Annotated in this window: 22 protein-coding genes; 5 read left to right on the plus strand and 17 right to left on the minus strand. The window is 72.9% G+C overall.

The features are described from left to right. Positions 1-115: 115 nt before the first annotated feature. From E1281_RS16830 to E1281_RS16870, 9 genes are read right to left on the minus strand one after another with little or no spacing between them, the layout of a single operon-like run. Entirely contained in the window at positions 116-1,801 is a 1,686-nt protein-coding gene (locus E1281_RS16830; protein WP_131879226.1) for a Na(+)/H(+) antiporter subunit D, read from the minus strand. Beyond that, complete coding sequence (locus E1281_RS16835) at positions 1,791-2,060, minus strand: hypothetical protein (RefSeq protein WP_131879228.1); 270 nt, start codon at positions 2,058-2,060, stop codon at positions 1,791-1,793. The genes E1281_RS16830 and E1281_RS16835 overlap by 11 nt, the downstream gene beginning before the upstream one ends. Then, on the minus strand, positions 2,057-3,538 hold the full coding sequence (locus E1281_RS16840) for a proton-conducting transporter membrane subunit (RefSeq protein WP_131879230.1): 1,482 nt from the start codon (positions 3,536-3,538) through the stop codon (positions 2,057-2,059). Before E1281_RS16840 ends, E1281_RS16835 begins: the two co-directional genes overlap by 4 nt. Next, positions 3,535-5,016: a monovalent cation/H+ antiporter subunit D family protein gene (locus E1281_RS16845; protein ID WP_131879232.1), complete on the minus strand. Its 1,482-nt coding sequence runs from the start codon at positions 5,014-5,016 to the stop codon at positions 3,535-3,537. The genes E1281_RS16840 and E1281_RS16845 overlap by 4 nt, the downstream gene beginning before the upstream one ends. After that, the gene (locus tag E1281_RS16850) at positions 5,013-5,414 is read right to left on the minus strand and encodes a cation:proton antiporter subunit C (protein WP_131879234.1); all 402 of its coding nucleotides are present in this window, start codon (positions 5,412-5,414) and stop codon (positions 5,013-5,015) included. Before E1281_RS16850 ends, E1281_RS16845 begins: the two co-directional genes overlap by 4 nt. Next, positions 5,411-6,502 carry a DUF4040 domain-containing protein gene (locus E1281_RS16855; protein ID WP_207943310.1) on the minus strand — a complete coding sequence of 364 codons (1,092 nt, stop codon included), beginning with the start codon at positions 6,500-6,502 and terminating at the stop codon, positions 5,411-5,413. The genes E1281_RS16850 and E1281_RS16855 overlap by 4 nt, the downstream gene beginning before the upstream one ends. Continuing rightward, the gene (gene mnhG / locus E1281_RS41245; RefSeq protein WP_131879236.1) at positions 6,502-6,822 is read right to left on the minus strand and encodes a monovalent cation/H(+) antiporter subunit G; all 321 of its coding nucleotides are present in this window, start codon (positions 6,820-6,822) and stop codon (positions 6,502-6,504) included. Before mnhG ends, E1281_RS16855 begins: the two co-directional genes overlap by 1 nt. Further along, entirely contained in the window at positions 6,819-7,100 is a 282-nt protein-coding gene (locus E1281_RS16865; RefSeq protein ID WP_131879238.1) for a monovalent cation/H+ antiporter complex subunit F, read from the minus strand. The genes mnhG and E1281_RS16865 overlap by 4 nt, the downstream gene beginning before the upstream one ends. After that, positions 7,100-7,591, minus strand: a complete 492-nt coding sequence (locus E1281_RS16870) for a Na+/H+ antiporter subunit E (RefSeq protein ID WP_131879240.1) — start codon at positions 7,589-7,591, stop codon at positions 7,100-7,102. The genes E1281_RS16865 and E1281_RS16870 overlap by 1 nt, the downstream gene beginning before the upstream one ends. A gap of 469 nt (positions 7,592-8,060) precedes the next feature. On the opposite strand from E1281_RS16870, the gene E1281_RS16875 reads away from it, so the two are divergent. The 3 genes from E1281_RS16875 to E1281_RS16885 are packed head-to-tail and all read left to right on the plus strand — an operon-like array spanning position 8,061 to position 11,236. Then, positions 8,061-9,026 (plus strand): ABC transporter ATP-binding protein, encoded by a 966-nt coding sequence (locus tag E1281_RS16875; protein ID WP_131879242.1) that lies wholly within the window; start codon positions 8,061-8,063, stop codon positions 9,024-9,026. Further along, the gene (locus tag E1281_RS16880; protein ID WP_131879244.1) at positions 9,026-10,675 is read left to right on the plus strand and encodes an ABC transporter permease; all 1,650 of its coding nucleotides are present in this window, start codon (positions 9,026-9,028) and stop codon (positions 10,673-10,675) included. Before E1281_RS16875 ends, E1281_RS16880 begins: the two co-directional genes overlap by 1 nt. Positions 10,676-10,711: 36 nt before the next feature. Continuing rightward, positions 10,712-11,236 (plus strand): DUF488 domain-containing protein, encoded by a 525-nt coding sequence (locus E1281_RS16885; protein WP_207943311.1) that lies wholly within the window; start codon positions 10,712-10,714, stop codon positions 11,234-11,236. Here the strand turns inward: E1281_RS16885 and mftF are convergent. From mftF to mftA, 6 genes are read right to left on the minus strand one after another with little or no spacing between them, the layout of a single operon-like run. Continuing rightward, positions 11,221-12,657: a mycofactocin biosynthesis glycosyltransferase MftF gene (gene mftF, locus E1281_RS16890; protein ID WP_165958966.1), complete on the minus strand. Its 1,437-nt coding sequence runs from the start codon at positions 12,655-12,657 to the stop codon at positions 11,221-11,223. The two genes, E1281_RS16885 and mftF, sit on opposite strands and share 16 nt — an antisense overlap. Further along, positions 12,654-13,409 carry a mycofactocin biosynthesis peptidyl-dipeptidase MftE gene (mftE, locus tag E1281_RS16895; protein ID WP_131879250.1) on the minus strand — a complete coding sequence of 252 codons (756 nt, stop codon included), beginning with the start codon at positions 13,407-13,409 and terminating at the stop codon, positions 12,654-12,656. The genes mftF and mftE overlap by 4 nt, the downstream gene beginning before the upstream one ends. Before the next feature lies 1 nt (position 13,410). Next, on the minus strand, positions 13,411-14,598 hold the full coding sequence (gene mftD, locus E1281_RS16900; protein WP_131879252.1) for a pre-mycofactocin synthase MftD: 1,188 nt from the start codon (positions 14,596-14,598) through the stop codon (positions 13,411-13,413). A gap of 41 nt (positions 14,599-14,639) precedes the next feature. Beyond that, on the minus strand, positions 14,640-15,875 hold the full coding sequence (mftC, locus tag E1281_RS16905; RefSeq protein WP_131879254.1) for a mycofactocin radical SAM maturase: 1,236 nt from the start codon (positions 15,873-15,875) through the stop codon (positions 14,640-14,642). Next, a complete protein-coding gene (gene mftB / locus E1281_RS16910) occupies positions 15,872-16,147 on the minus strand; it encodes a mycofactocin biosynthesis chaperone MftB (protein ID WP_131879256.1) in 276 nt (91 codons plus the stop codon). The genes mftC and mftB overlap by 4 nt, the downstream gene beginning before the upstream one ends. Positions 16,148-16,164: 17 nt before the next feature. Next, a complete protein-coding gene (gene mftA, locus E1281_RS16915) occupies positions 16,165-16,287 on the minus strand; it encodes a mycofactocin precursor MftA (RefSeq protein WP_243717030.1) in 123 nt (40 codons plus the stop codon). Positions 16,288-16,354: 67 nt separating this feature from the next. Here mftA and mftG point away from each other — a divergent pair, with 67 nt between their 5' ends. Continuing rightward, positions 16,355-17,890 carry a mycofactocin system GMC family oxidoreductase MftG gene (gene mftG / locus E1281_RS16920; RefSeq protein WP_131879258.1) on the plus strand — a complete coding sequence of 512 codons (1,536 nt, stop codon included), beginning with the start codon at positions 16,355-16,357 and terminating at the stop codon, positions 17,888-17,890. A gap of 19 nt (positions 17,891-17,909) precedes the next feature. Here the strand turns inward: mftG and mftR are convergent, their stop codons facing one another. After that, positions 17,910-18,542 (minus strand): mycofactocin system transcriptional regulator, encoded by a 633-nt coding sequence (gene mftR, locus E1281_RS16925; protein ID WP_243717032.1) that lies wholly within the window; start codon positions 18,540-18,542, stop codon positions 17,910-17,912. A 123-nt stretch (positions 18,543-18,665) separates the two neighbouring features. Between mftR and E1281_RS16930 the strand changes: the two genes are divergently transcribed. After that, positions 18,666-19,514, plus strand: coding sequence for a universal stress protein (locus E1281_RS16930; RefSeq protein WP_131879262.1), 849 nt, complete (start codon positions 18,666-18,668; stop codon positions 19,512-19,514). 109 nt (positions 19,515-19,623) lie between these two features. On the opposite strand, the gene E1281_RS16935 is transcribed toward E1281_RS16930, so the two are convergent. Continuing rightward, positions 19,624-20,034 carry a hypothetical protein gene (locus E1281_RS16935; protein ID WP_131879264.1) on the minus strand — a complete coding sequence of 137 codons (411 nt, stop codon included), beginning with the start codon at positions 20,032-20,034 and terminating at the stop codon, positions 19,624-19,626. Between the last annotated feature and the right edge of the window lie 201 nt (positions 20,035-20,235).

A 20,235-nucleotide genomic window follows, 5' to 3' on the forward strand; every position in this document is an offset into this window, starting at 1 on the left:
CTACCACGCCGCCCGCCCCCGCCACGCGAAGGGCGTCCACCGCTACACCGCCGCCGACTTCGGCCTGGACGAGGACGACCTCCGCCGCCGGTTCGCCTTCTACGAACGACCCGGGTCAGAGGAGTGAGATCAGGAGGAAGAGGGCCAGGAGCACGGCGACCCAGAGGACCATGACGTCGGTCGGCCAGGGGACTCCCAGCCATCCTCGCGGCCGCAGGGGGCGGGAGGCGGCGGCGGAGAGGCGGTCCGCGCGCCGCTGGAGGGGCTTGGTGATCCCGTCCCGTACGCGCGTCGCGCCCTGGAGCCCCGCGTCCCAGGCGCGGGGCAGGAGGCGGCGGTAGACGACGTCCGCGTCCAGGTTCACCGAGGGCAGTTCGGGCGGGTAGAGGCCGGTTCGCATCAGCACCGTGAAGGCCAGCGAGGCGAGGAGCAGGAGCTGAATCTGGTTGATCACGTGCGGGGTCGTGTAGGCCGAGTAGTCCATCTCGTACGGCAGCAGCCCGTACAGGAGGTTCGGCGCGACTCCGATGGTGATCGACCCGGCGGCGGCCAGGCCCATGGCGAGGCGCATGGTGAGCGGTGCCTCCGCGACCCGGTATCCGCGGTCGTGGGCGAAGAAGGCGAAGAACGGGATCTTGATTCCGGCGTGGTGGAAGACCCCGGCCGAGGCGAACAGGAGCAGCAGCCAGATGACGGTGCGGTGCTCCGCCGCGACGGCCTCCATGATGATCGACTTGGTGGCGAATCCGGAGAAGAGCGGGAAGGCGGAGATGGACGCGGCCCCGATGACGCACAGCACCATGGTCTGCGGCATCGACTTGTAGAGCCCGCCCAGTTCCGAGCCCTTGGTCGTGCCCGTGCGCAGCAGGACAGCGCCCATGCTCATGAACAGCAGGCCCTTGAACAGGATGTCGGCGAACGCGTGAGCGGCGGCGCCGTTGACGCCGAGCGCGCCGCCGACCCCGACCGCGGCGACCATGAAGCCGAGCTGGTTGATCATGCTGTAGGCCAGCACCCGGCGCAGGTCGTTCTCGATCACCGCGTAGAAGATCGGGAAGCAGGCCATGACCACGCCGACCCACACCAGGGCGTCGGTGCCGGCGTAGCCGCGCGCCAGGACGTAGACGGCGAACTTGGTGGTGAACGCCGACAGCGCCACGGTGCCGACGACCGTGCCCTCCGGGTAGGTGTCCTGCAGCCAGGCGTGCAGGACGGGGAAGGCGCACTTGATCCCGACGGCGAGCAGGATCAGCAGGCCGCCCGCCTCGCTCGGGTCGAGGATGCCGAAATCCAGCCCGCCCCCCGACCGGACGTGCAGGACGACGCCGCCGAGCATCAGCAGCCCCGAGGCGATCTGCGCGGCGAGATACCGCATGCCCGCGCGGTAGGCCCGCTCGGTCCCCCGCGCCCAGATCAGGAAGACCGAGGACAGCCCGGCGAGCTCCCAGAAGACGAAGAGCGTGATCAGGTCGCCGGCGAGCGCCCCGCCGACCGCGGACGAGGCGTAGATGGCGATCACGGTCTGCTGCAGCCGGTCCCGCAGGTGCAGGGCGTAGACCATGGAGATGAACGCCGCGACGAGGAAGGCCGTCGCGAAGAGCCGTCCGAGGGCGTCCACCCGCAGCGTCCGGAGCTGGAGGCCGAGCAGCTCGACGCCGCCGTGGACGCCCTCGGGCAGCGTCCACAGGACCGCCATCGCGGCGACCGGCAGCAGCAGCGTCCAGGCCGCGCGCATCCGGCCGGGCAGCAGCGGGATGGGCAGCGCGCCGGCGATGAGCAGGAGCGCCGGGTTAATCGTCATCGCCGGTCCGCTCCGGCCGCTCGTAGTAGTCCTCGCCGCGCATCAGCACCCGGCGCAGCTGCTTGGCCACCAGCACCAGGGTCACGCTGCCGACGAACCCGAAGACGGCATAGAAGCCGAAGAGGTTCTCCACGTCGAAGTGCGGGTGCTTGGCGTAGAGGAGGTCGGCGAGGAACACCAGCGCGCACAGGAGGTAGAGGCCGTGGACGACGCGGTCCACGTTGCGGGGCTCGTCCAGCCAACGACGATCGTCTTTCACGGTGACTCCAGGACCTCGCTGAATGGGGCGATGACCGCGTCGGCTCCGATGAACAGGGCCGCGCACGCCACGGCGGTGAGGACGAGCGGAAGCACCAGCGTCCACGGCGCCTCGCCGTTCCCGGGCGACCCGGTGGGCGGGCGGAAGAACGCCCGCGCCGGGATCGGCATGAGGTAGGCCAGCGACAGCAGCGACCCCGCGAGCAGGACGCCGAGCATCACCATCTGCCCGGCGTCGGCCGCGCCGAGCAGCAGCAGCAGCTTGCTCCAGGTGCCGCCCATCGGGGGGAGCCCGAGGATGGAGACCGAGGCGACCAGGAAGGCGCCGAACGTCCACGGCATCGTGCGGCCGAGGCCGTCGAGCTCGCTGACCTGTGTCCGGTTCGTCGCGGTGTAGACGGCCCCCGCGCAGAAGAAGAGGGTGATCTTCGCGGCGGCGTGGTTGGCGATGTGCAGCGCGCCGCCCGCGGCGGCGATGTCGTTGGCCAGCGTCGCGGCGAGCACGATGTAGGCGAGCTGGCTGACCGTCGAGTACGCCAGGCGTTCCTTGAGGTTGTCGCGGGTGACCGCGACCAGGCCGGCGCCCAGCAGCGTGACCGCCGCGACCCACATCATCGGCTCCGCGGCCCCGGTGACGTCGAGCGTGTCGAGGCCGAAGACGTAGACCGACACCTTGAGGACCGTGAAGACGCCCGCCTTGACCACCGCCACCGCGTGGAGAAGCGCCGACACCGGCGTGGGCGCGACCATGGCTCCGGGCAGCCAGCGGTGGAAGGGGAACAGCGCCGCCTTCCCGATGCCGAACAGGTAGAGCGCGAACAGCACGGTCAGGGTGGCCGTCCCGGCCTTGCCCTCCAGGATTCCCCCGGGCACGAAATCGGTGGTCCCCGCGAGGACGGCCGTCCACACGAGGGCCGGGAGCAGCAGGCCGATCGAGGTCGTCAGCAGCAGCCCGAGGTAGACGCGTCCGCCGCGTTTCGCCTGCTCGTTGCCGGAGTGGATGACCAGCGGCCAGGTCGACAGCGTCAGGATCTCGTACCCGATGAACAGCGTGGGCAGGTTGCCGGAGAACGCGATCCACAGCGCCGCGGCGATGGCCAGGGCGAAAAAGGCGAAGAATCGGGTCTGGTTGCGCTGGAGGTTGCCGCGCATGTAGCCGATCGCGTACAGCGTCGTCACCGGCCACAGCAGCCCGGCGACGGTCGCGAACAGCAGCCCGAGCGGTTCCAGCGTGAACACCAGCGAGATGCCGGGCAGCCAGTCCCACAGCCGGAAGCTCAGCTCCTCGCCGGCCGCCGGCCACAGCGACAGGACGAGCGCCGCCGTCGCGACGCCCGCGATCAGCGACGCCGCCTCGCGCAGGTCGGGACGGCGCCGGAGCGCGACGACCGCGAGGGCGCCCAGCAGCGGCACCAGCACCGCGACCGGCAGGACGAGCGCGGCGTCCGGCGACAGCCGGCCCGCGGACGCGATGGTCATTCCCCGCCCCCCACCAGGACGCCCGCGGCACCTTCGGCGAGGCTCATCGGCCACTCGGGAGCGAGGCCGAACACCAGCGACAGCGCGACGAGAGCCCACGTCGCCGCCGCCATCGGCACCGGTGTCGCCGCGGCCTTCACCGGCTCGGGCTCGGCGGACCGGCGGAACCATCCGGCCTCGATGATGCGCCACACGTAGACCACCGACAGCAGGGAGCTGACCAGCAGCACCGCGAGGACCGCCCATCGGCCGTCCTCGATGAGCGCCTCCGCGAGCACCCACTTGCTGACGAACCCCGCCGTCGGCGGCACCCCGATCAGCCCGAGCCCGGCGACCACGAGCGCGGCGAACGTCCACGGCATGGTCCGGCCGAGCCCGGCCATCGCCGCCAGCCGCGCCGAGCCGAGCCGCAGCACGATGATGCCCGCCGCCGCGAACAGCGCCGCCTTGATCAGCGCGTGGTTGATGACGTGCAGGTACGCGGCGGTCACGCCGCCGGCGGTCCCGAGGCTGAGACCGGCGGCGATGTAGCCGACCTGGGCGATGCTCGACCAGGCCAGCAGGTACTTGAGGTCCGACTGGAAGCAGGCGACGGCGGACGCGACGAGCATGGCCGCGCAGGCGAGCACCAGGCCGATCTCGGTGATCGGCATCCGGTCGAAGACCAGCGCCGCCCCGAAGACGCCGAACGCGAAGCGCAGCAGCAGGTAGATCGACACTTTGGTGCCGGTCGCCGACAGGAACGCGGCCACCGCCGAGGGCGCGTGCGCGTAGGCGTCCGGCAGCCAGGCGTGCAGGGGGAACAGCGCCATCTTGATGGCCAGCCCCACGAACACGAACACGACGGCCGCGGCCAGCGCGCGGTTGCCGTAGATGTCCGGCAGCCGCTGCGCCAGGTCGGCCATGTTGAGCGTGCCGGTCACCGCGTAGGCGAGCCCGATGCCGATCAGCAGGAACGTGGCGCCGATGGTCCCCACGATCAGGTACTGGAACGCGGCCAGGAGTGCGCGCTTGCGCCGGCCCATGGCGACCAGCGCGTAGGAGGAGAGGGAGGTGATCTCCAGGAAGACGAAGGCGTTGAAGGCGTCACCGGTGGCCGCGATGCCGAGCAGGCCGGTCAGGTTCAGGCAGAGGCAGGAGTAGAACAGCGGAACCCTGGACGCCTCGATCTCCGCCGGGATGCTGCGCCGGCCGTAGACGGCGACGGCCAGCCCGATCGCCGACACCAGCAGCAGCACCGGGACGTTCGCCTTGTCGATCACGTAGGCGATGCCCGCCGGCGGCTCCCACCCGCCCATGGCGTAGCGGAACACCGTGCCGCCCGCGACGTGCCAGGCCATCACCGACGCGCAGGCCAGCGACGCCGCCGAGGCGGTCAGGAACAGCAGCCAGGCGACCGTCCGGGAGCGCAGCAGCACGCACAGCGGAGCGCACAGCAGCGGGATCACGACCTGCAGCGCAGGGAGCTGGGCCGTCACGAGGCGGGCCCTTCGCCGGCCCTGTCCCGCTCGTCGAGCACGTCCCGCTCGTCGGCCTTGTCGCGCTCGATGACCTCGGTCTCCTCGATAGTGCCGTACGCCTCGTAGATGCGCACCGCGAGCGCGAGCCCCAGCGACGTGGTGGCGACGCCGACGACGATCGCGGTCAGGATCAGCACGTGCGGCAGCGGGTGGGTGTAGGTCTCGGCGCCCTCCTCGATGATCGGCGCCCGGCCCCCCTCGACCTTGCCGAGGGAGATGTAGAACATGAAGACGCCGATCTGGAACAGGTTCAGGCCGATCAGCTTCTTCACCAGGTTGCCGTGGCTGATCACCGTGTACAGGCCGATCACCATCATCACGAAGGCGAGCCAGTAGATGTAGTGGCTGCCGATCATCGGCGCGCTCCGCGGGCGGCGAAGCTGTAGAAGACGGCGATCAGGACGGCCGCCACCGTTATCCCCACCCCGGTCTCGATGATCAGGATGCCGTAGTGCTGGCCCTCCTCGGGATGGCCGGGCACCAGCGTGCCGTAGTCGAGGAACGAGCCGCCCAGGGCCATGTTCACCACGCCGAGACCGCCGTAGAGCAGGACCCCGACCGGTACCAGGCCGAGCATCACCGGCCACGGCAGGACGCGTTCGACCTCCGCGATGCCGAACACCAGCCCGTAGAGCACGAAGCCCGCCGCGAAGATCACGCCCGCCTGGAAGCCTCCGCCCGGCCCGTAGTCGCCATGGAAGAGGACGTAGAAGGCGAATATGAGAATGAAGGGCATCAGTATCTTGCTGCACACCCGCAGGACGCGGTACTCGCTGATCACCGCCGCCCGCGCCTTGGCGCGCTCGCCCTGGTCGTTCTCGGCGTCCGGGTCGTTCTCGGCGTCCGGGTCGTTCTCGGCGTCCGGGTCGTTCTCGGCGTCCGGGTCGTCCTCGCCGTCCTGCTCGCCGCGCCGCCGCGTCCGCATCAGCAGGAGCGGCACGGTGACTCCCGCGGTGAAGATGACGACGAGTTCGCCCAGCGTGTCATAGCCGCGATAGCTCGCCAGGACGGCCGCGACCGTGTTCGGGACACCGATCTCCTCCTGCGAGTCCTGGAGATAGGTCTCGGTCACCGGGTGGGTCTGTACGGGCGTGTCAGGTTCGCCGAACGACGGCAGGTCCTGGCTCGCGTACACCAGCACGGCACCCAGCAGGAGGGCCACCGCCCCGCCCGACCAGCGCTTGCGGCGCGGTGTGACGGTCTCCCGGGAGCGGGTCAGCGCCAGCGCGCTGAGGAACAGCACCGTGCTGATCCCGGTGCCCACGGCGGCCTCCGTGATCGCCACGTCCAGCGCGTCCAGGGAGACGAAGAGGCTCGCCGACAGGAGCCCGGCCAGCGCGGTCAGCATCGTCGCCTCGTAGAGCGCGCGCAGCCGGGTGATCGCGAGCGCGGTCGCCACGAGCAGGGCGAACAGCGAGACGTTCATCAGCACGAGCAGGGACATCAGCGGTCCCCGTCCGCCGACGGGAGCCGCTCGCCGTCCCGGCGCGCCGCCTGGGCGAGCGCGTGCGCGGCGGTCGGGGACGTCAGCATCAGGAACAGCAGGATCAGCACCAGGCGGACGGCGCTCTCCCAGCTCTCCACCTGTGGAAGCAGGCCCAGAAGCAGCAGGCCCGCACCGCCCGCGTCGGTGAGGCTGCCGGCGTGCGTCCGCGTGTAGAAGTCCTGGAACCGCAGCAGGCCGGCGCCCCCCGAGACGACGAGCACGCAGCCCGCCAGCACCAGCGCGCCGCCGACGATGTCGATGAGCAGGGAGGCGTTCACGTGGCCTTCCGCCCGCCGCCGTCGGGCAGCAGTTCGTCGAGGTGGGTCAGCCGCAGCACGGCGATGGTGCTGACGAAGTTGACGAGCGCGTAGATCAGCGCGATATCGAGGATGTACGACCGGCCCGACATGGTCCCGAGCACCGCCATGAAGAGGACGGTCTTGGTGCCGAACACGTTGATCGCCAGGATCCGGTTGTAGAGCCTGGGCCCCAGGAACGCTCTGACGAGAGCCAGCGCCATGGCGACGAGGAGTGCGACGACGGCCGCGACGAGCATCAGCGCCCCTCCAGCCCTTTCACCCGGTCCAGCATCGCGCCGCTTTCGAGGCCGGTGATGCCCGCCTGCTGGATGGCGTGGACCTCGATGTCCTCGTCGCGGAAGGAGACCGAGAGGGTACCCGGCGTCAGCGTGATCGAGTTGGCGTAGATGACCTTCGACAGGTCGGGCAGCTCGCCGGCCGGCACCGCGGCGACCACCGGGCGCGGCCTGCGCGGCGACCAGACCAGACGCAGGACCGCGAGCGCCGAGAGCAGGATCTGCCAGCACAGCCACAGCAGGTACCAGGGCAGGCGCGGCAGGATCCGGAGGGGGAGGCCCTCCTCGTCCGCGACCGCCATGCGCGTGACGACCACGACGGTGAGGAACACCGCCAGCGCACCCAGCATCAGCAGCAGCGGCGTGTAGTGTCCGGACACGATCAGCCAGAATGCCGCAAGCACGGGTGGCAGCTTGAGCGCCATGCCGCGTCGGGCGGGCGGAAGGGTCATCGGCGCACTCCGGGAGACGGTCGAGTCAGGACTCGCCGACCAGGCTTCCCGGCACACCGGGGGACCACACTAACGGCCCCCGCGACCGGATGACCACATGAGCCCCCTGTGATCGGCGCCTCACGTCCCTTCTTGCGCACTGGACGTTTGTATTGCACGCTGTGGGCGTGACCGACGAGGGAGGCGCCGTGCCCGACCGGGACATGCGCATTCCGACCACGCACGCCGCCGCGCGCAAGGCCGACTCCGACCCGCCCGCCTGATCTCCTGCGGCCCGCGGAACCCGCACGCCGGACTCCCGGCGGAGCGTTCCGCGGTGCCTCGCGGCGCTCGTACGGACGCCCCGGCCATGGCGGCTCGCAGCCAGGCCGCGGTGGTTCCGCTCACCTTCAGATCCGCCCGTCCCCGTGCCGTCGTGCACCGGGGCGGGCGGGTGCTCCCGTCCCTTCACATCCCATTAGGCGTGCCCATGTCCGAACGAACCACCTACCCCATCGACGTGTCCGGCCTGGTCAAGACCTTCGGGCGGACCCGCGCGCTGGACGGCCTCGACCTGCGCGTCCGCACCGGCGAGGTGCACGGTTTCCTCGGCCCGAACGGAGCCGGCAAGTCCACCACCATCAGGATCCTGCTGGGCCTGCTGCGGGCCGACGCGGGCACGGCCCGGCTCCTGGGCGGCGACCCCTGGAAGGACGCGGTGCGGCTGCACCGCCGCATCGCCTACGTGCCCGGCGACGTCGACCTGTGGCCCAACCTCACCGGCGGGCAGGCCATCGACATGCTGTCCCGGCTGCGCGGCGGGCTCGACCGGGCGCGCCGCGACGACCTGTGCGACCGGTTCGACCTGGACACCTCCAAGAAGGGGCGGACCTACTCCAAGGGCAACCGGCAGAAGGTCGCGCTCGTGGCCGCGCTGGCCTCCGACACCGAGCTGCTGATCCTGGACGAGCCGACCGCGGGCCTGGACCCGCTGATGGAGGCGGTCTTCCAGGAGTGCATCGTCGAGGCGAAGGCGGCCGGGCGGACGGTGCTGCTGTCCAGCCACATCCTCGCCCAGGTCGAGAAGCTGTGCGACCGGGTGAGCATCATCCGGCTGGGCAAGGTCGTCGAGAGCGGCGAGCTCGGCCGGATGCGGCACCTGACCCGCACGACGATCGAGGCGGAGACCGGACGGCCGGCCACCGGCCTGAGCGAGCTGACCGGAGTCCACAACGTGCGAGCCGAGGACGGCCGTGTGCGGTTCGACGTCGACGGCGAGCACGTGGGCGCGGTCGTCCAGCGGCTGGCGGAGTTCGACATCCGCAGCCTGGTCAGCCAGCCGCCCACGCTGGAGCAGCTGTTCCTGCGGCACTACGGCGAGGAACTGGCCGAGAACGGCGTGCCCGTCGAGCCGGCGGCGGACGGCGCGTCCACGCGCGACGGGAGGGAGCGGTGATGGCCGCCGTCACCGAGGCCCCGCCCGCGGCGGGCCCGTCCGGTCGCGACGGCACGCTGACCGGCACCGGCACGATGGCCGGGTTCATGCTGCGCCGGGACAGGATCCGCATCCCGGTGTGGATCCTCGGTATCACCCTGACCACGCTGATGACGGCGTCCAACCTGAAGAGCACCTACGGGACGGCGGAGGGGCGGCAGTCCCGCGCCGCGCTGGTGGACAGCCCGACGGGCATCGCCTTCAGCGGCCCCGGATACGGCCTGGACGACTACACCTACGGCGCGATGCTGGCCAACGAGGTTCTCGGGTTCGTCGCGATCTTCGTCGCGCTGATGAGCGTGCTGCTGTTCAACCGGCACACCAGGACGGAGGAGGAGGCGGGCCGCGCCGAGCTGGTCCGGGCGAGCGTGGTCGGGCGGCACGCCCCCATCACCGCCGCGCTGATCGTGGTGGGCGGCGCCAACGTCGCGCTGGGCGCGTTCATGACGCTCGCCCTGGGCGGCAGCGGCATCGAGACCGTGACATGGCCGGGCTCGCTGCTGTTCGGCGCCTCGCTGACCGCGGTGGGGCTGTTCTTCACCGCCGTCGCGGCCGTCACCGCGCAGCTGACCGAGTACGGCCGCGGCGCCGCCGGCATGGCGGGCGCGGCGATCGGCGTCGCCTACGCGCTGCGGGCGGTCGGCGACATGGGCAACGGCGCGCTGGCGTGGCTCTCGCCGATCGGATGGGCGCAGGCCACCAGGGTCTACGTCGACGACCGGTGGTGGCCGCTGGCCCTGGCACTGGTGCTGGCCGCCGCACTGGTCGCCGTGGCGTTCTCGCTGATCACGCGGCGCGACGTCGGCGCCGGGCTGATGCCGCCGCGTCCCGGGCCCCGCACCGCCTCACCGTTCCTGGGCACGCCGCTCGGGTCCGCGCTGCGGCTGCAGCGCGCGGCCCTGCTGTGGTGGAGCGTGTCGATGGCCGCGCTCGGCCTCGTGTACGGGGCGTTCGCCGGCGACGTGCAGGACGCCATCGGCGACAACGAGACGATGCGGGAATGGGTGCAGACCCTCCCGGGCGCCGATCTGACCGACCAGTTCCTCGGCGTGATCATGTCCATGCTCGCGGCCATCTGCGGGATCTACGCGATCCTGGCGCTCCAGAGGCCGCGCGGCGAGGAGACCGGGGGACGGGCCGAGCCGGTGCTGGCCGCCGCGGTGTCCCGGACACGCTGGCTCGCCGGCCACCTGGCCGTCGCACTCGCCGGCAGCGTCGCCGTCCTGCTGCTCAGCGGGCTCGGCGCGGGGATCGCCGCCGCCTTCTCGGTCGGTGACGCGGAGCTGCTGTATATGATGCCGGCCGCCGCCCTGGCGTACGTGCCCGCCGTGTGGGTCGCGGCAGGCGTCGTGGTCGCGTTGTACGGGCTGGCGCCCAGGGCCATGGGGCTGGCGTGGGCGGTGGTGGTGTACGCCGTGATCGTCACCACGTTCGGCGGCCTGCTGCAGTTCCCGGGCTGGATGAACGACCTGTCCCCGTTCGGGCATGTGCCGCAGCTTCCGGGCGCTCAGATGAGCTGGCCGCCGGTACTGGTCCTCACGGCGATCGCCGCCGCCCTCGCCGCGGTCGGCCTCGCGGCCTTCCGCCGCCGGGACCTCACCCTGCGCTGACGACGGTGACCCCCCGATGTGGGTAGGGGGCACGGTGTGGAGGCGCTGCTGACGTACGGGCACGGCACCGCCGGGCGGGAGGACCTCGCCCGGCTGGTGCGCCGTGCCGGGGTGTCGGCCGTGGTGGACGTGCGGACCGCACCGGGAAGCCGCCGCAATCCGGACGTGGACCGCGGCGCCCTGGAGGAGTGGCTGCCCGCCGAAGGGATCGAGTACCGGTGGGAGCGGCGGCTGGGCGGCTTCCGCAAGGCCGCGCCGGACTCGCCCGACTCCTTCTGGCGCAACGATTCCTTTCGCGGATACGCCGGGCACACCCGTAGCCCCGACTTCGTGGCCGCCATGGACGAGCTGCTGCGCGGGGCCGGCGAGGCACGCACGGCCGTCATGTGCAGCGAGTCGGTGTGGTGGCGCTGCCACCGCAGGCTCATCGCCGACTTCGCGGTGCTGGCGCGGGGGCGGCCCGTCCTGCACCTCGCCCATGACGGCCGCCTCACCGAGCACCCGCCCACGTCCGGGGCGCGGCTGCGGGACGACGGGCTGCTCGTCTACGACGGGGAGTGATCCCGCGCCGTGCGGCGGAACGCCGCCGGGAGTCGCACGTCCGGGCGCAGGGGAGCCGCCGAGCGCGCACGGGCCGACGCCGCCGTGACCCCGGACCCGTAGGCGGCGTCCTCGGCGAGCCGCAGGACCGTGTACCGGACGGGGTCGACGGACGGCCGCTGCCGCAGCCATTCCAGCGCGATCGGGGCGAGCATCGCCGTCGCGGCCGCGCGGGCGAGGCGGCTGCGCGGGCATGCGGCCAGGGTGAGCATGCCGAGGGGCCACCATTCGCGGCGCAGCGCGTGTCCGAGACCGGCGGCGTCGGCGACGACCCCCTTGCCGACGAGGGCGACGGCCAGGCTCCAGTCGGCGGGCAGCCGCGATAGGCGCCTGGCCAGCAGCGCCGCCGAGACGCCCGCGCACACACCGGCCGCGCCCGGGCGGCCCCCTGCCAGCAGGCCGAGGACGGCGAGGTTCCACATCGACGGCCGGGCGGGTGCCAGCCGGCCGGAGTGGCGCCGCGCCAGGTCGGGGGCGGAGGTGCCGTACTCGTGGCGCCGCCGCGCCCAGTCCGCCGGGCGCAGCCGTCCGGTGTGGGTGACCTGGGCGGCGGGCTCGTAGCGGACGTTCCAGCCGAGGTCGCCCAGCCGCCAGACGAAGTCGACGTCCTCGCCCAGCCGCAGGTCCTCGTCGAAGGCGTCGCCCTCGACCGCCGCCACGCGCACCAGCAGCGTCGCGGTGGGCACGAACCCGAGCCTGCCTCCCGGGCGGACGAGCGCGGGCCGGACGCCCATGTCCAGAGCGGACCGGGCGGCCTCGTAGCGGGCCAGCAGGGCCGGGCCCCCGTCGCCGTCCGGGACCACCCGGGGGGCGACGGCGGCGACACGGGGATCGTCGAAGTGGGGGAGCAGGACGTCCAGCCAGCCGGCGCCCGGACGGCAGTCGGAGTCCACGAACGCGACGAACGGGGTCCCGGCGAGCCGCAGACCGGTGTTGCGCGCCGCGGCGGGACCCCGGTTGCGGGGCTGCCGGACCAGCCGTGCCCCGTGCGCCTCCGCCGCCTTGCGCAGCGGCTCGGGGTCCGGTGACCCGTCGTCCACGACGATCACCGGCACGCCCGCGACGGCCGCGAGGCACCGCTCCAGCTCACCGGCCCGCCCGAAGGCCGGGATCACGACGGTCACGTCGTGCGGCCCGGGGCGCGGCGCCGGGACCGGGTGGGCCATCCCGAGGTCCAGGAGCCGGCGCGCCAGCGCCCGCCCGACGGGCGAGGAGTCCGCCAGGCCCCCCGGCCCCGCCCGGCGCAGCGCCGCCAGGTGCGGGCGGGCGGCCTCGGCGAGACGCACCACCTTCCACGGCGAGCCGCCGGTGGCGACCGTCCCGCCCGACCAGAAGGACGTCTCCCGGTCCAGCGCGACCGCGAAACCGGCGGGAAGCCTCACGGGCGGGACCCGCGGGACGGTACGCCGGGATCGAGCAGGCGGCCCCGGCCGTCCGCCCGCCCTCCGCCGATCCGGAGCGCGACCGATGCCGCCATGGACTCCACGATCTCCCGGCCGCGTTCGGCGGAGGCCCCCGCCGGGTCGCCGAGCACGCCGGACGGGGAGACGGCGCGGACGCCCCGCGCGACGAGCTCGGGCATGATCGCGGCGAGCGGGCGCGTCTCGCCGGTGACGGCGCCGAACGGCCGCACGAGATCCGGCGCCAGGTACAGCATCGCGGAGGTCTCGGTGAGCCCCGCGTGCGCGTCCCCGCCGGGCGGATCGCAGCCCGCCCAGGCGACGTCGTGCCCTTCGCGGCGCAAGCGGCCCACGGCGGCGCCGAGTGCGGGAACGTTGCCGCCGTGCCCGTTGACGAGAACGGCGCGCCCGGCCCACAGGGCGAGCGAGCGCACGGTCTCCACGATCACGGCGTGCAGCGCCTCGTGCCCGATCGAGACCGTTCCGGGGAACCCGGCGTGCTCGCCGCTGGCGCCGAAGGGGATCGCCGGTGCGACGAACACCTGCCCGGCGGTCTCCGTGCGCAGGGCGCCGGCCGCGCGCTCGGCGACGGCCTGGGCGATCACCGTGTCGGTGGACAGCGGCAGGTGCGGCCCGTGCTGCTCCGTCGACCCGACCGGCACCAGGACCAGCGGCGCCGCCCGCACCTCCGGCCAGGCCGCCCCAGCCAGAGCACCGCCCCCGGCACCCGCCATGTCAGCCCTCGGTCCCGCCGCCCAGCGTCAGGCGGAAGTCCGGCGGGACGTAGAGGTCGTCCGCCGACAGGTCGTGGACGCTGGAGTGCCCGAGCCCGAGGACCGCCGAGTCGAGCCCGCTGCGCATGATGTCCAGCACGTTCTCCACCCCGGCCTGCCCGTTCGCGGCCAGGCCCCACAGGTAGGCGCGGCCGATGAGCACGGCCCGCGCGCCCAGCGCGAGCGCCTTGGCGACGTCGCCGCCGCGCCGCACGCCTCCGTCCAGCAGGACCTCGATCTGGTCGCCGACCGCGTCCGCGATGGACGGCAGCACGCGGATGGTGGCGGGCGTGGTGTCCAGGTTGTTGCCGCCGTGGTTGGACACCGAAAGGGCCGTGACCCCGGCGTCGACGGCCTTCTTGGCGTCGTCCACGCGGGTGACGCCCTTGAGCATGAACGGTCCGCCCCATTCCTTGCGCATCCACGCCACGTCCTCCCAGGTCGGCGGGGGCGTCTGCATCCACTCGCCGTAGGCGCCGAAGAAGGTGGGGGCGGGTCCTTCCGGCGGCGTGAGGTTGGGTGTGGTCAGGTCGGGCAGCCGTTTCGTCCTGGCGAACCGCCACAGCCAGCCGGGGTGGGACACGACGCCCGGCGAGAGCTTCGCCATGGTCTTGAGGTCGATCTTCTCCGGGATCGACGGGCTGCCCCAGTCGCGGCCGTGGGAGAACGACCAGTCGAGCGTGGCGATCAGCGCCTTGGCGCCGGCGTCCTTCGCGCGTTCCATCCGCCGCAGCATCGCGTCGCGGTCGCCGCTCCAGTACATCTGGAAGAAGACGTTCGGGTTGGCTTCCGCGACCTCCTCCACGGGTTTGCTCGCGAACGAGCTGAGGCCCATGATGACGCCCCGGTTGGCGGCGGCCCGCGCGACCGCCACCTCACCGTCGGGGTGGACGGCCTGCACGCCGGTGGGGGAGATGACCACGGGGAACGACGACTCCACGCCCATCACCGTGGTGGACAGATCGCGGTCCGCCTTGTGGCCGGCGACGTGCGGGGCGAAGCCGAGTTCGCCGAACGCCTTGATGTTGTCGCCGACCGTCCGGCCGCGCTCCGAGCCCGCGACCAGCGCCCCGTAGACCATGTACGGCAGCCGCCGCTTGGCCCGGCGCTGCGCCTCGGCCACGGTCTCGAACCACGGGTTCCTGAACATGTCGTGTCGTCTCCTGGGATGGGCGGTCGCGCGGGCCGGTGTCAGGTGATGCGGAGGCCGGCTAGGGGGTTCTCCTCGCAGGCGCTCACCGGGGGGCGTTCGGGGGGTCGGCTCATCAGCGTCACCGGGACCGGCGGCCGCCGGCGGGCCGGTGCGGTGCGGTGCGAGTGGTCGGCGGACGGCTTCGGGATGCCCGACCGGTCCTCGGGACGGCCGGCCAGCAGCTTCTCCCCGTACCCCTGGACGCACTCGGGGTCGGGGCCGTCCAGCGGCAGCCCGGTGAAGAACTTGGCGGCCATGCAGCCGCCCTTGCACGTGTCGTAGAAGGCGCACGAGCTGCACGCGCCCCCGCTCTGCGGCTGCCGCAGGTCGCGGAACAGCTCGGACTCGCGCCACACGCGGGTGAAGCCGCCCGGCTCCCGGGTGTTGCCCGCCAGGAACTCCTCGTGGATCGCGAAGGGGCAGGCGTACACGTCGCCGACCGGGTCGATGAGGCACACCACCCGTCCGGCGCCGCACAGGTTCAGCCCCGGCAGCGGCTCCCCGAAGGCCGACAGGTGGAAGAAGGAGTCGCCGGTCAGGACGCTGTCGCCGTGCGCGACCAGCCAGTCGTACAGTTCGCGCTGCTGCCCGCTGGTGGGGTGCAGCTCGTCCCACACGTCGGCGCCGCGGCCGGAGGGGCGCAGCCGGGTCAGCCGCAGCTGGGCGCCGTACTCGTCGGCGAGCGCCTTGAACGCGTCCATCTGCGGGATGTTGTGCCGGGTGCACACGACCGAGAGCTTGAAGTCCTTCATGCCGGCGTCCGCGAGGTTGCGCATCGCGCGGACGGCGGTGTCGTAGGAGCCGGGGCCGCGCACGGCGTCGTTGACCTCGGGGGTCGCGCCGTCCAGCGAGATCTGCACGTCCACGTAGTCGTTGGCCGCGAGCCGGCGCGCGGCCTCCGGGGTGATCCGGACGCCGTTCGTGGAGAACTTCACGCCGACGTGGTGCGCGGTGGCGTAGTCGAGCAGCTCCCAGAAGTCGGGGCGGACGGTCGGCTCACCGCCGCCGATGTTGACGTAGAAGACCTGCATGGCCTCCAGTTCGTCGATGACGGCCTTGGCCTCGGCGGTGCTCAGCTCGCGCGGGTCGCGGCGTCCGGAGCTGGACAGGCAGTGCGCGCAGGACAGGTTGCAGGCGTAGGTGAGTTCCCAGGTCAGGCAGATCGGCGCGTCGAGCCCGTGCTCGAACAGGTCGACCAGCCGAGTGCCCGTGGTGGAGGTGCCCGTGGTGGTCATGTGGTCCTTTCGACGAGCATCGAGGACCGGACGAGCGCGCCGAGCGCCGCGCCGTACCTGGCCAGGTCGGATGCGGGCACCCCGGCCGCAGCGCAGGCGTCCCGGGCCGTGGGCGCGTCCCCGAGCGAGCGCACGACGTCCAGGAGGCGGCGGTCCTTGAGGAAGGACAGCTTGCGCGTGCCGAAGTGGTAGAGGAGCGCGCCGAACGGTTCGGGCCGCACCGAGACCTGCGGGTGCAGGTCCCAGGCGCGGTCGAGGTCGATGCCTGACATATCTGACGTGCCGTCCCTCAGTAGACGCCGCACATGCCGTCGATCGATACCTCCTCGATCAGGGACTCGGCGGCGTCGAACTCCTCGGCCGCGTCCTCGGCCTGGTCCGTCACCTGGTTCTCCGGAGCGTCGGCGTCCATGGGGCCTCCTTCGGCTGGCTTGGCAGGGATACTAAATGCATCGAGTGCCAAAAGATAGGGTCCGATCATGATCCGGCGCGCGGACGTCCTCGTCGTCGGGGCGGGCGGCAGCGGTGCCGCCCTGGCGGCGAGGCTCAGCGAGGACCCCGGCCGCGATGTCCTGGTCGTGGAGGCGGGGCCGGTCCCGCGCGCTCTGCGGGAGTTCCCGGCGGACCTCTTGGACGCCCGGCTCGTCCCGGGCGCCCGGCCCGGGGACCGGGCGGTCCGGACGATCCCGGTCGAGCTGACGCCCGGCCTGGCCTACCTGGCGGCCCGGGGGCGCTTCCTCGGCGGGTCGACCACCGTCAACGGCGGGTACTTCGTCCGGGCGCGGCGCGCGGACTTCGACCGCTGGGCGGCGTCGGCCGGCGACGACCTCTGGTCCTACGACCGGGTGCTGCCCCTCATGCGCGCGCTGGAGACCGACCTCGACCACGGGGCCACGCCGCTGCACGGTGGCGGCGGCCCGGTCCCCGTCCGCCGCACCGGCCTCCGGCATCCCGCCGCCGCGGCCTTCCAGGCCGCCGCCCGTGAACTCGGGCATCCGGACGACCCCGACAAGAACGCCCAGGACACGCCCGGCTTCGGCCCGGTGCCGTCGAATGCGGTGGACGGCCGCCGCGTCAACACCGGGCTCGCCTACCTGCTCGGCGCCGCGGCGGGCCGTCCCAACCTCACCGCGCTGGGGGGCTGCGAGGTCCGGTCGGTGATCGTCGGCCGCGGCCGGGCGGCGGGCGTCGTGGCCTATCGCGGCGGGCGGCGGACGGTGCTGGAGGCGGACGAGACCGTCCTGTGCGCGGGCGCCCTGGCCTCACCGCACCTGTTGCACCTGTCGGGCATCGGCCCCGCCGCGGACCTCGCCCGCGCAGGCATCCCGGTCATGCACGACCTCCCCGCCGTGGGCGCCACGCTCAGCGACCACCCCCAGGTGGCCGTGGAATGGACGCCCCGGCGGCCGTTGCCCGAGCCGTCCGGCTCCTGGCTCGGCGGCGCCCTGCACCTGCCGTCCTCCGGAGGCGCCGAGGCCGGCGACCTGGAGATCCTCCAGTCCCTCGTGCCCGTCATCGGGCTGGTCGGCGGGACGGCCGCGGTGCCCGGCGAGCCCCTGCCCTTCCTGGTGTCGGCGCTCACCCCGCGCACCGGCGGCGACCTGCGGACGGTGTCGGCGGATCCCGCCGTCCCGCCGCGCGTCGAGTACCGCTACCTGGAGACCGGCGCCGACCGGCGCGGGATGCGCGAGGCCGTGCGGGCGGCGGCGGCCATCGTGGCCACCGCGGCCTTCGGCGAGGTGTCCGGGGGCCTGACCGGGCCCACCGCCGGGACGCTGGACGACGACCGCGAGCTGGACCGGTGGATACGCTCCCGGCTCGGCACGTCCCAGCACACCTGCGGCACCGTGCCGATGGGCCCGGCCGTCGACGGCCACGGCAGGGTGCACGGCCTGGAGGGGCTCCGCGTGGCGGACACGTCCATCCTCCCGGCGGCGCCGCTGCGCGGCCCGGCCGCCACCGCGGTCCTCATTGGCGAGGTCATCGCCCACGCCATCCGCCAGGAGCCGCGCTGACTCAGGAAGCGGCGCTGACTCAGGACGCCGTGTCGCCCGGCACCGACGCCAGACCGGCGCTCAGGTGGCGGATCGCCTCGTCCAGCAGGTCGTCCAGCGCCGCCCGCCCCTCGCACGCCAGCCAATGCTCGTAGGCGGAGACCGCGGCGGCGAGCACGAGATGACCGGCGAGCCGGGGGACCGCCGCCGAAGCCGGGACACCCGTGCGCCCCGCCACGAACTCGGCGATGACCGCCCGCCACGACGCGTACCGCAGGGTGGCGTCCGCCTGGAGCGTCGGCACGCCCAGGATGAGCTCCATGCGCTGCCGGTGCCAGGGCACCTCCTGCGGGTCGAACCGGTTGAACTCGACCACGGCGCGACGCACCGCGTCCATCATCGGCGTGCGCGGGTCGGTGCCGTCCAGCAGTCCGCGCAGCCTCCGCAGCTGACCCTCGAAATCGCCCCACACCAGGTCGTTCTTGGACGAGAAGTAGCGGAAGAACGTCCGCCGCGCGATCCCCGCCGCCGCCGCGATGTCGTCCACCGTCGTCTCGTCGAATCCCTGCCGGGCGAACAGCTCGAAGGCCAGCCGCTCCAGCGCGGCCGGCGAGGTCGCGCGCGGCCTGCCCTTGGCCCGCCGGTCACCGGCCGTCCCTGCCTCCGAGGTCACGCCTACAGGCTCCCACGCCCGCGCGCCCATCGCCGGACCTTCTTTCCCCAGACCACGTCAGCCGCATGAGATCCGCCCGCTCGGGGGAGGTTCGCAATAGGACCCACAAAGAGGAGAACCCCGATGCCCGAACCGATCGTCGTCGGCACCGACGGGTCCGGTGAGTCGGACGGTGCCGTGGACTGGGCCGCCGCCGAAGCCGTCATGCGCCGCCGCCCTCTGCACATCGTCCACGCCGTCAAGAGCTGGCCCTACAAGGCGCCGCGGCTCGCGCCGGGCGAGAAGGCCGAGCGCGTGACCCGCGCCGGGGAAGCGGTGCTGGAGGCGACTCGCGAGCGCGTCCACGCACGCTGGCCGGACCTTGAGACGACGACCGCCCTGGTCGACATGGACACGGCGAACGCCCTGGGCGAGCAGTCGGAGGGGGCGTTCCAGCTGGTGATGGGCAGCCGGGGCCGGGGCGGATTCGCCAGCCTGCTCCTGGGGTCCACCAGCCTGCGGATGGCCGCGCGTGCCACCATCCCGCTCGTGATCGTCCGGTCGGAGGCGGGGGCGCGCCACGACGTCGTCGTGGGGATCGACCTGCCGCAGGAGACGGCCGCCGTGCTCGACTACGCCTTCGAGGCCGCCGCGCTCTACGGCGCGCGGCTGCGGGTGGTGCACGCGTGGCAGCTGTCCCCGACGCTCGTCGACGCCGGCTACACGGCCGAGGAAGAGGCGGTCGGGGAGGATCTGCGGGACCAGGTCGTCGCCGCGTACGCGCCGGCGCGGTCCCGGCACCCGCAGGTCGAGGTCGTCGAGGAGATCGTCCTGAAACATCCGGTGAGCGCGCTGTCGAACGCCTCGCGCACCGCCCGCCTGCTCGTGGCAGGCGCGCACGCCCGCCGCTGGAACGCCCCCCGCCTCGGCTCCACCAACCACGGAATCATCCACCACGCGCGCTCCCCGGTAGCGGTGATCCCTCCCAGGTGACCGGGGCTTACGGTACCTCGCCGTCTGGACGGCGACGTTCCTCGCCATGCTCGCCCACCTGGCCACCACCCTGGGACGCCCACCCCCGGCCCTCGGATGACCATGCGCGTCAGCGGTTCGGACGCGCCTTGAGGACGGCCTGGACGAGGTCGTCAGGGTCGGGCGCGTTGACGATCTGCCACTGCGTCCCGCCGGGGATCAGCGCCCACCACTCCTTGGTAGAGGCGCCCCACCAGCAGATGACGCCCGCGAAGCGCTCCTGCAGTCTGGCGATGGTGACCGCGTGGGCCGGGTCCGGCGCGCTCGGGATGTCCGGGCACGTCACGTCGATCGCCGACTTCTGGTGCGTCCGGGCGGCGAGCACGGCCGTGACGAACGGGATGAGGATGCGCGTGATCCTCGCGGCGGCGAGCCCCGGCCGGTCGTAGGGAGCGAGGTTCTCGCCCGTACTCGACCGGTACCACCACGTGCGGGACGCCGATTCCCGGACGAGGCTGATGCTTTCCCCGAAATGGGGCACGGCCGGATCGAACACTCGCAGAAGCGGGTGCGGCCCGTCATAGCGGGGGAGAGCCTGCCAGCCTTCCCGGACGACTTCCGTAGACAGCCTGTCGAGATGGGTCGTTACAGAGGAAGTGGATGTCGACGTAGAGCGACTTGAGGTTTCGTTCCATCGCTTTACCATCGGTCCCACCTACTGCGCTGGCCCGTGGGGCGATTG

The organism is Actinomadura sp. KC345 (assembly GCF_004348515.1).
Lineage (GTDB): Bacteria > Actinomycetota > Actinomycetes > Streptosporangiales > Streptosporangiaceae > Spirillospora.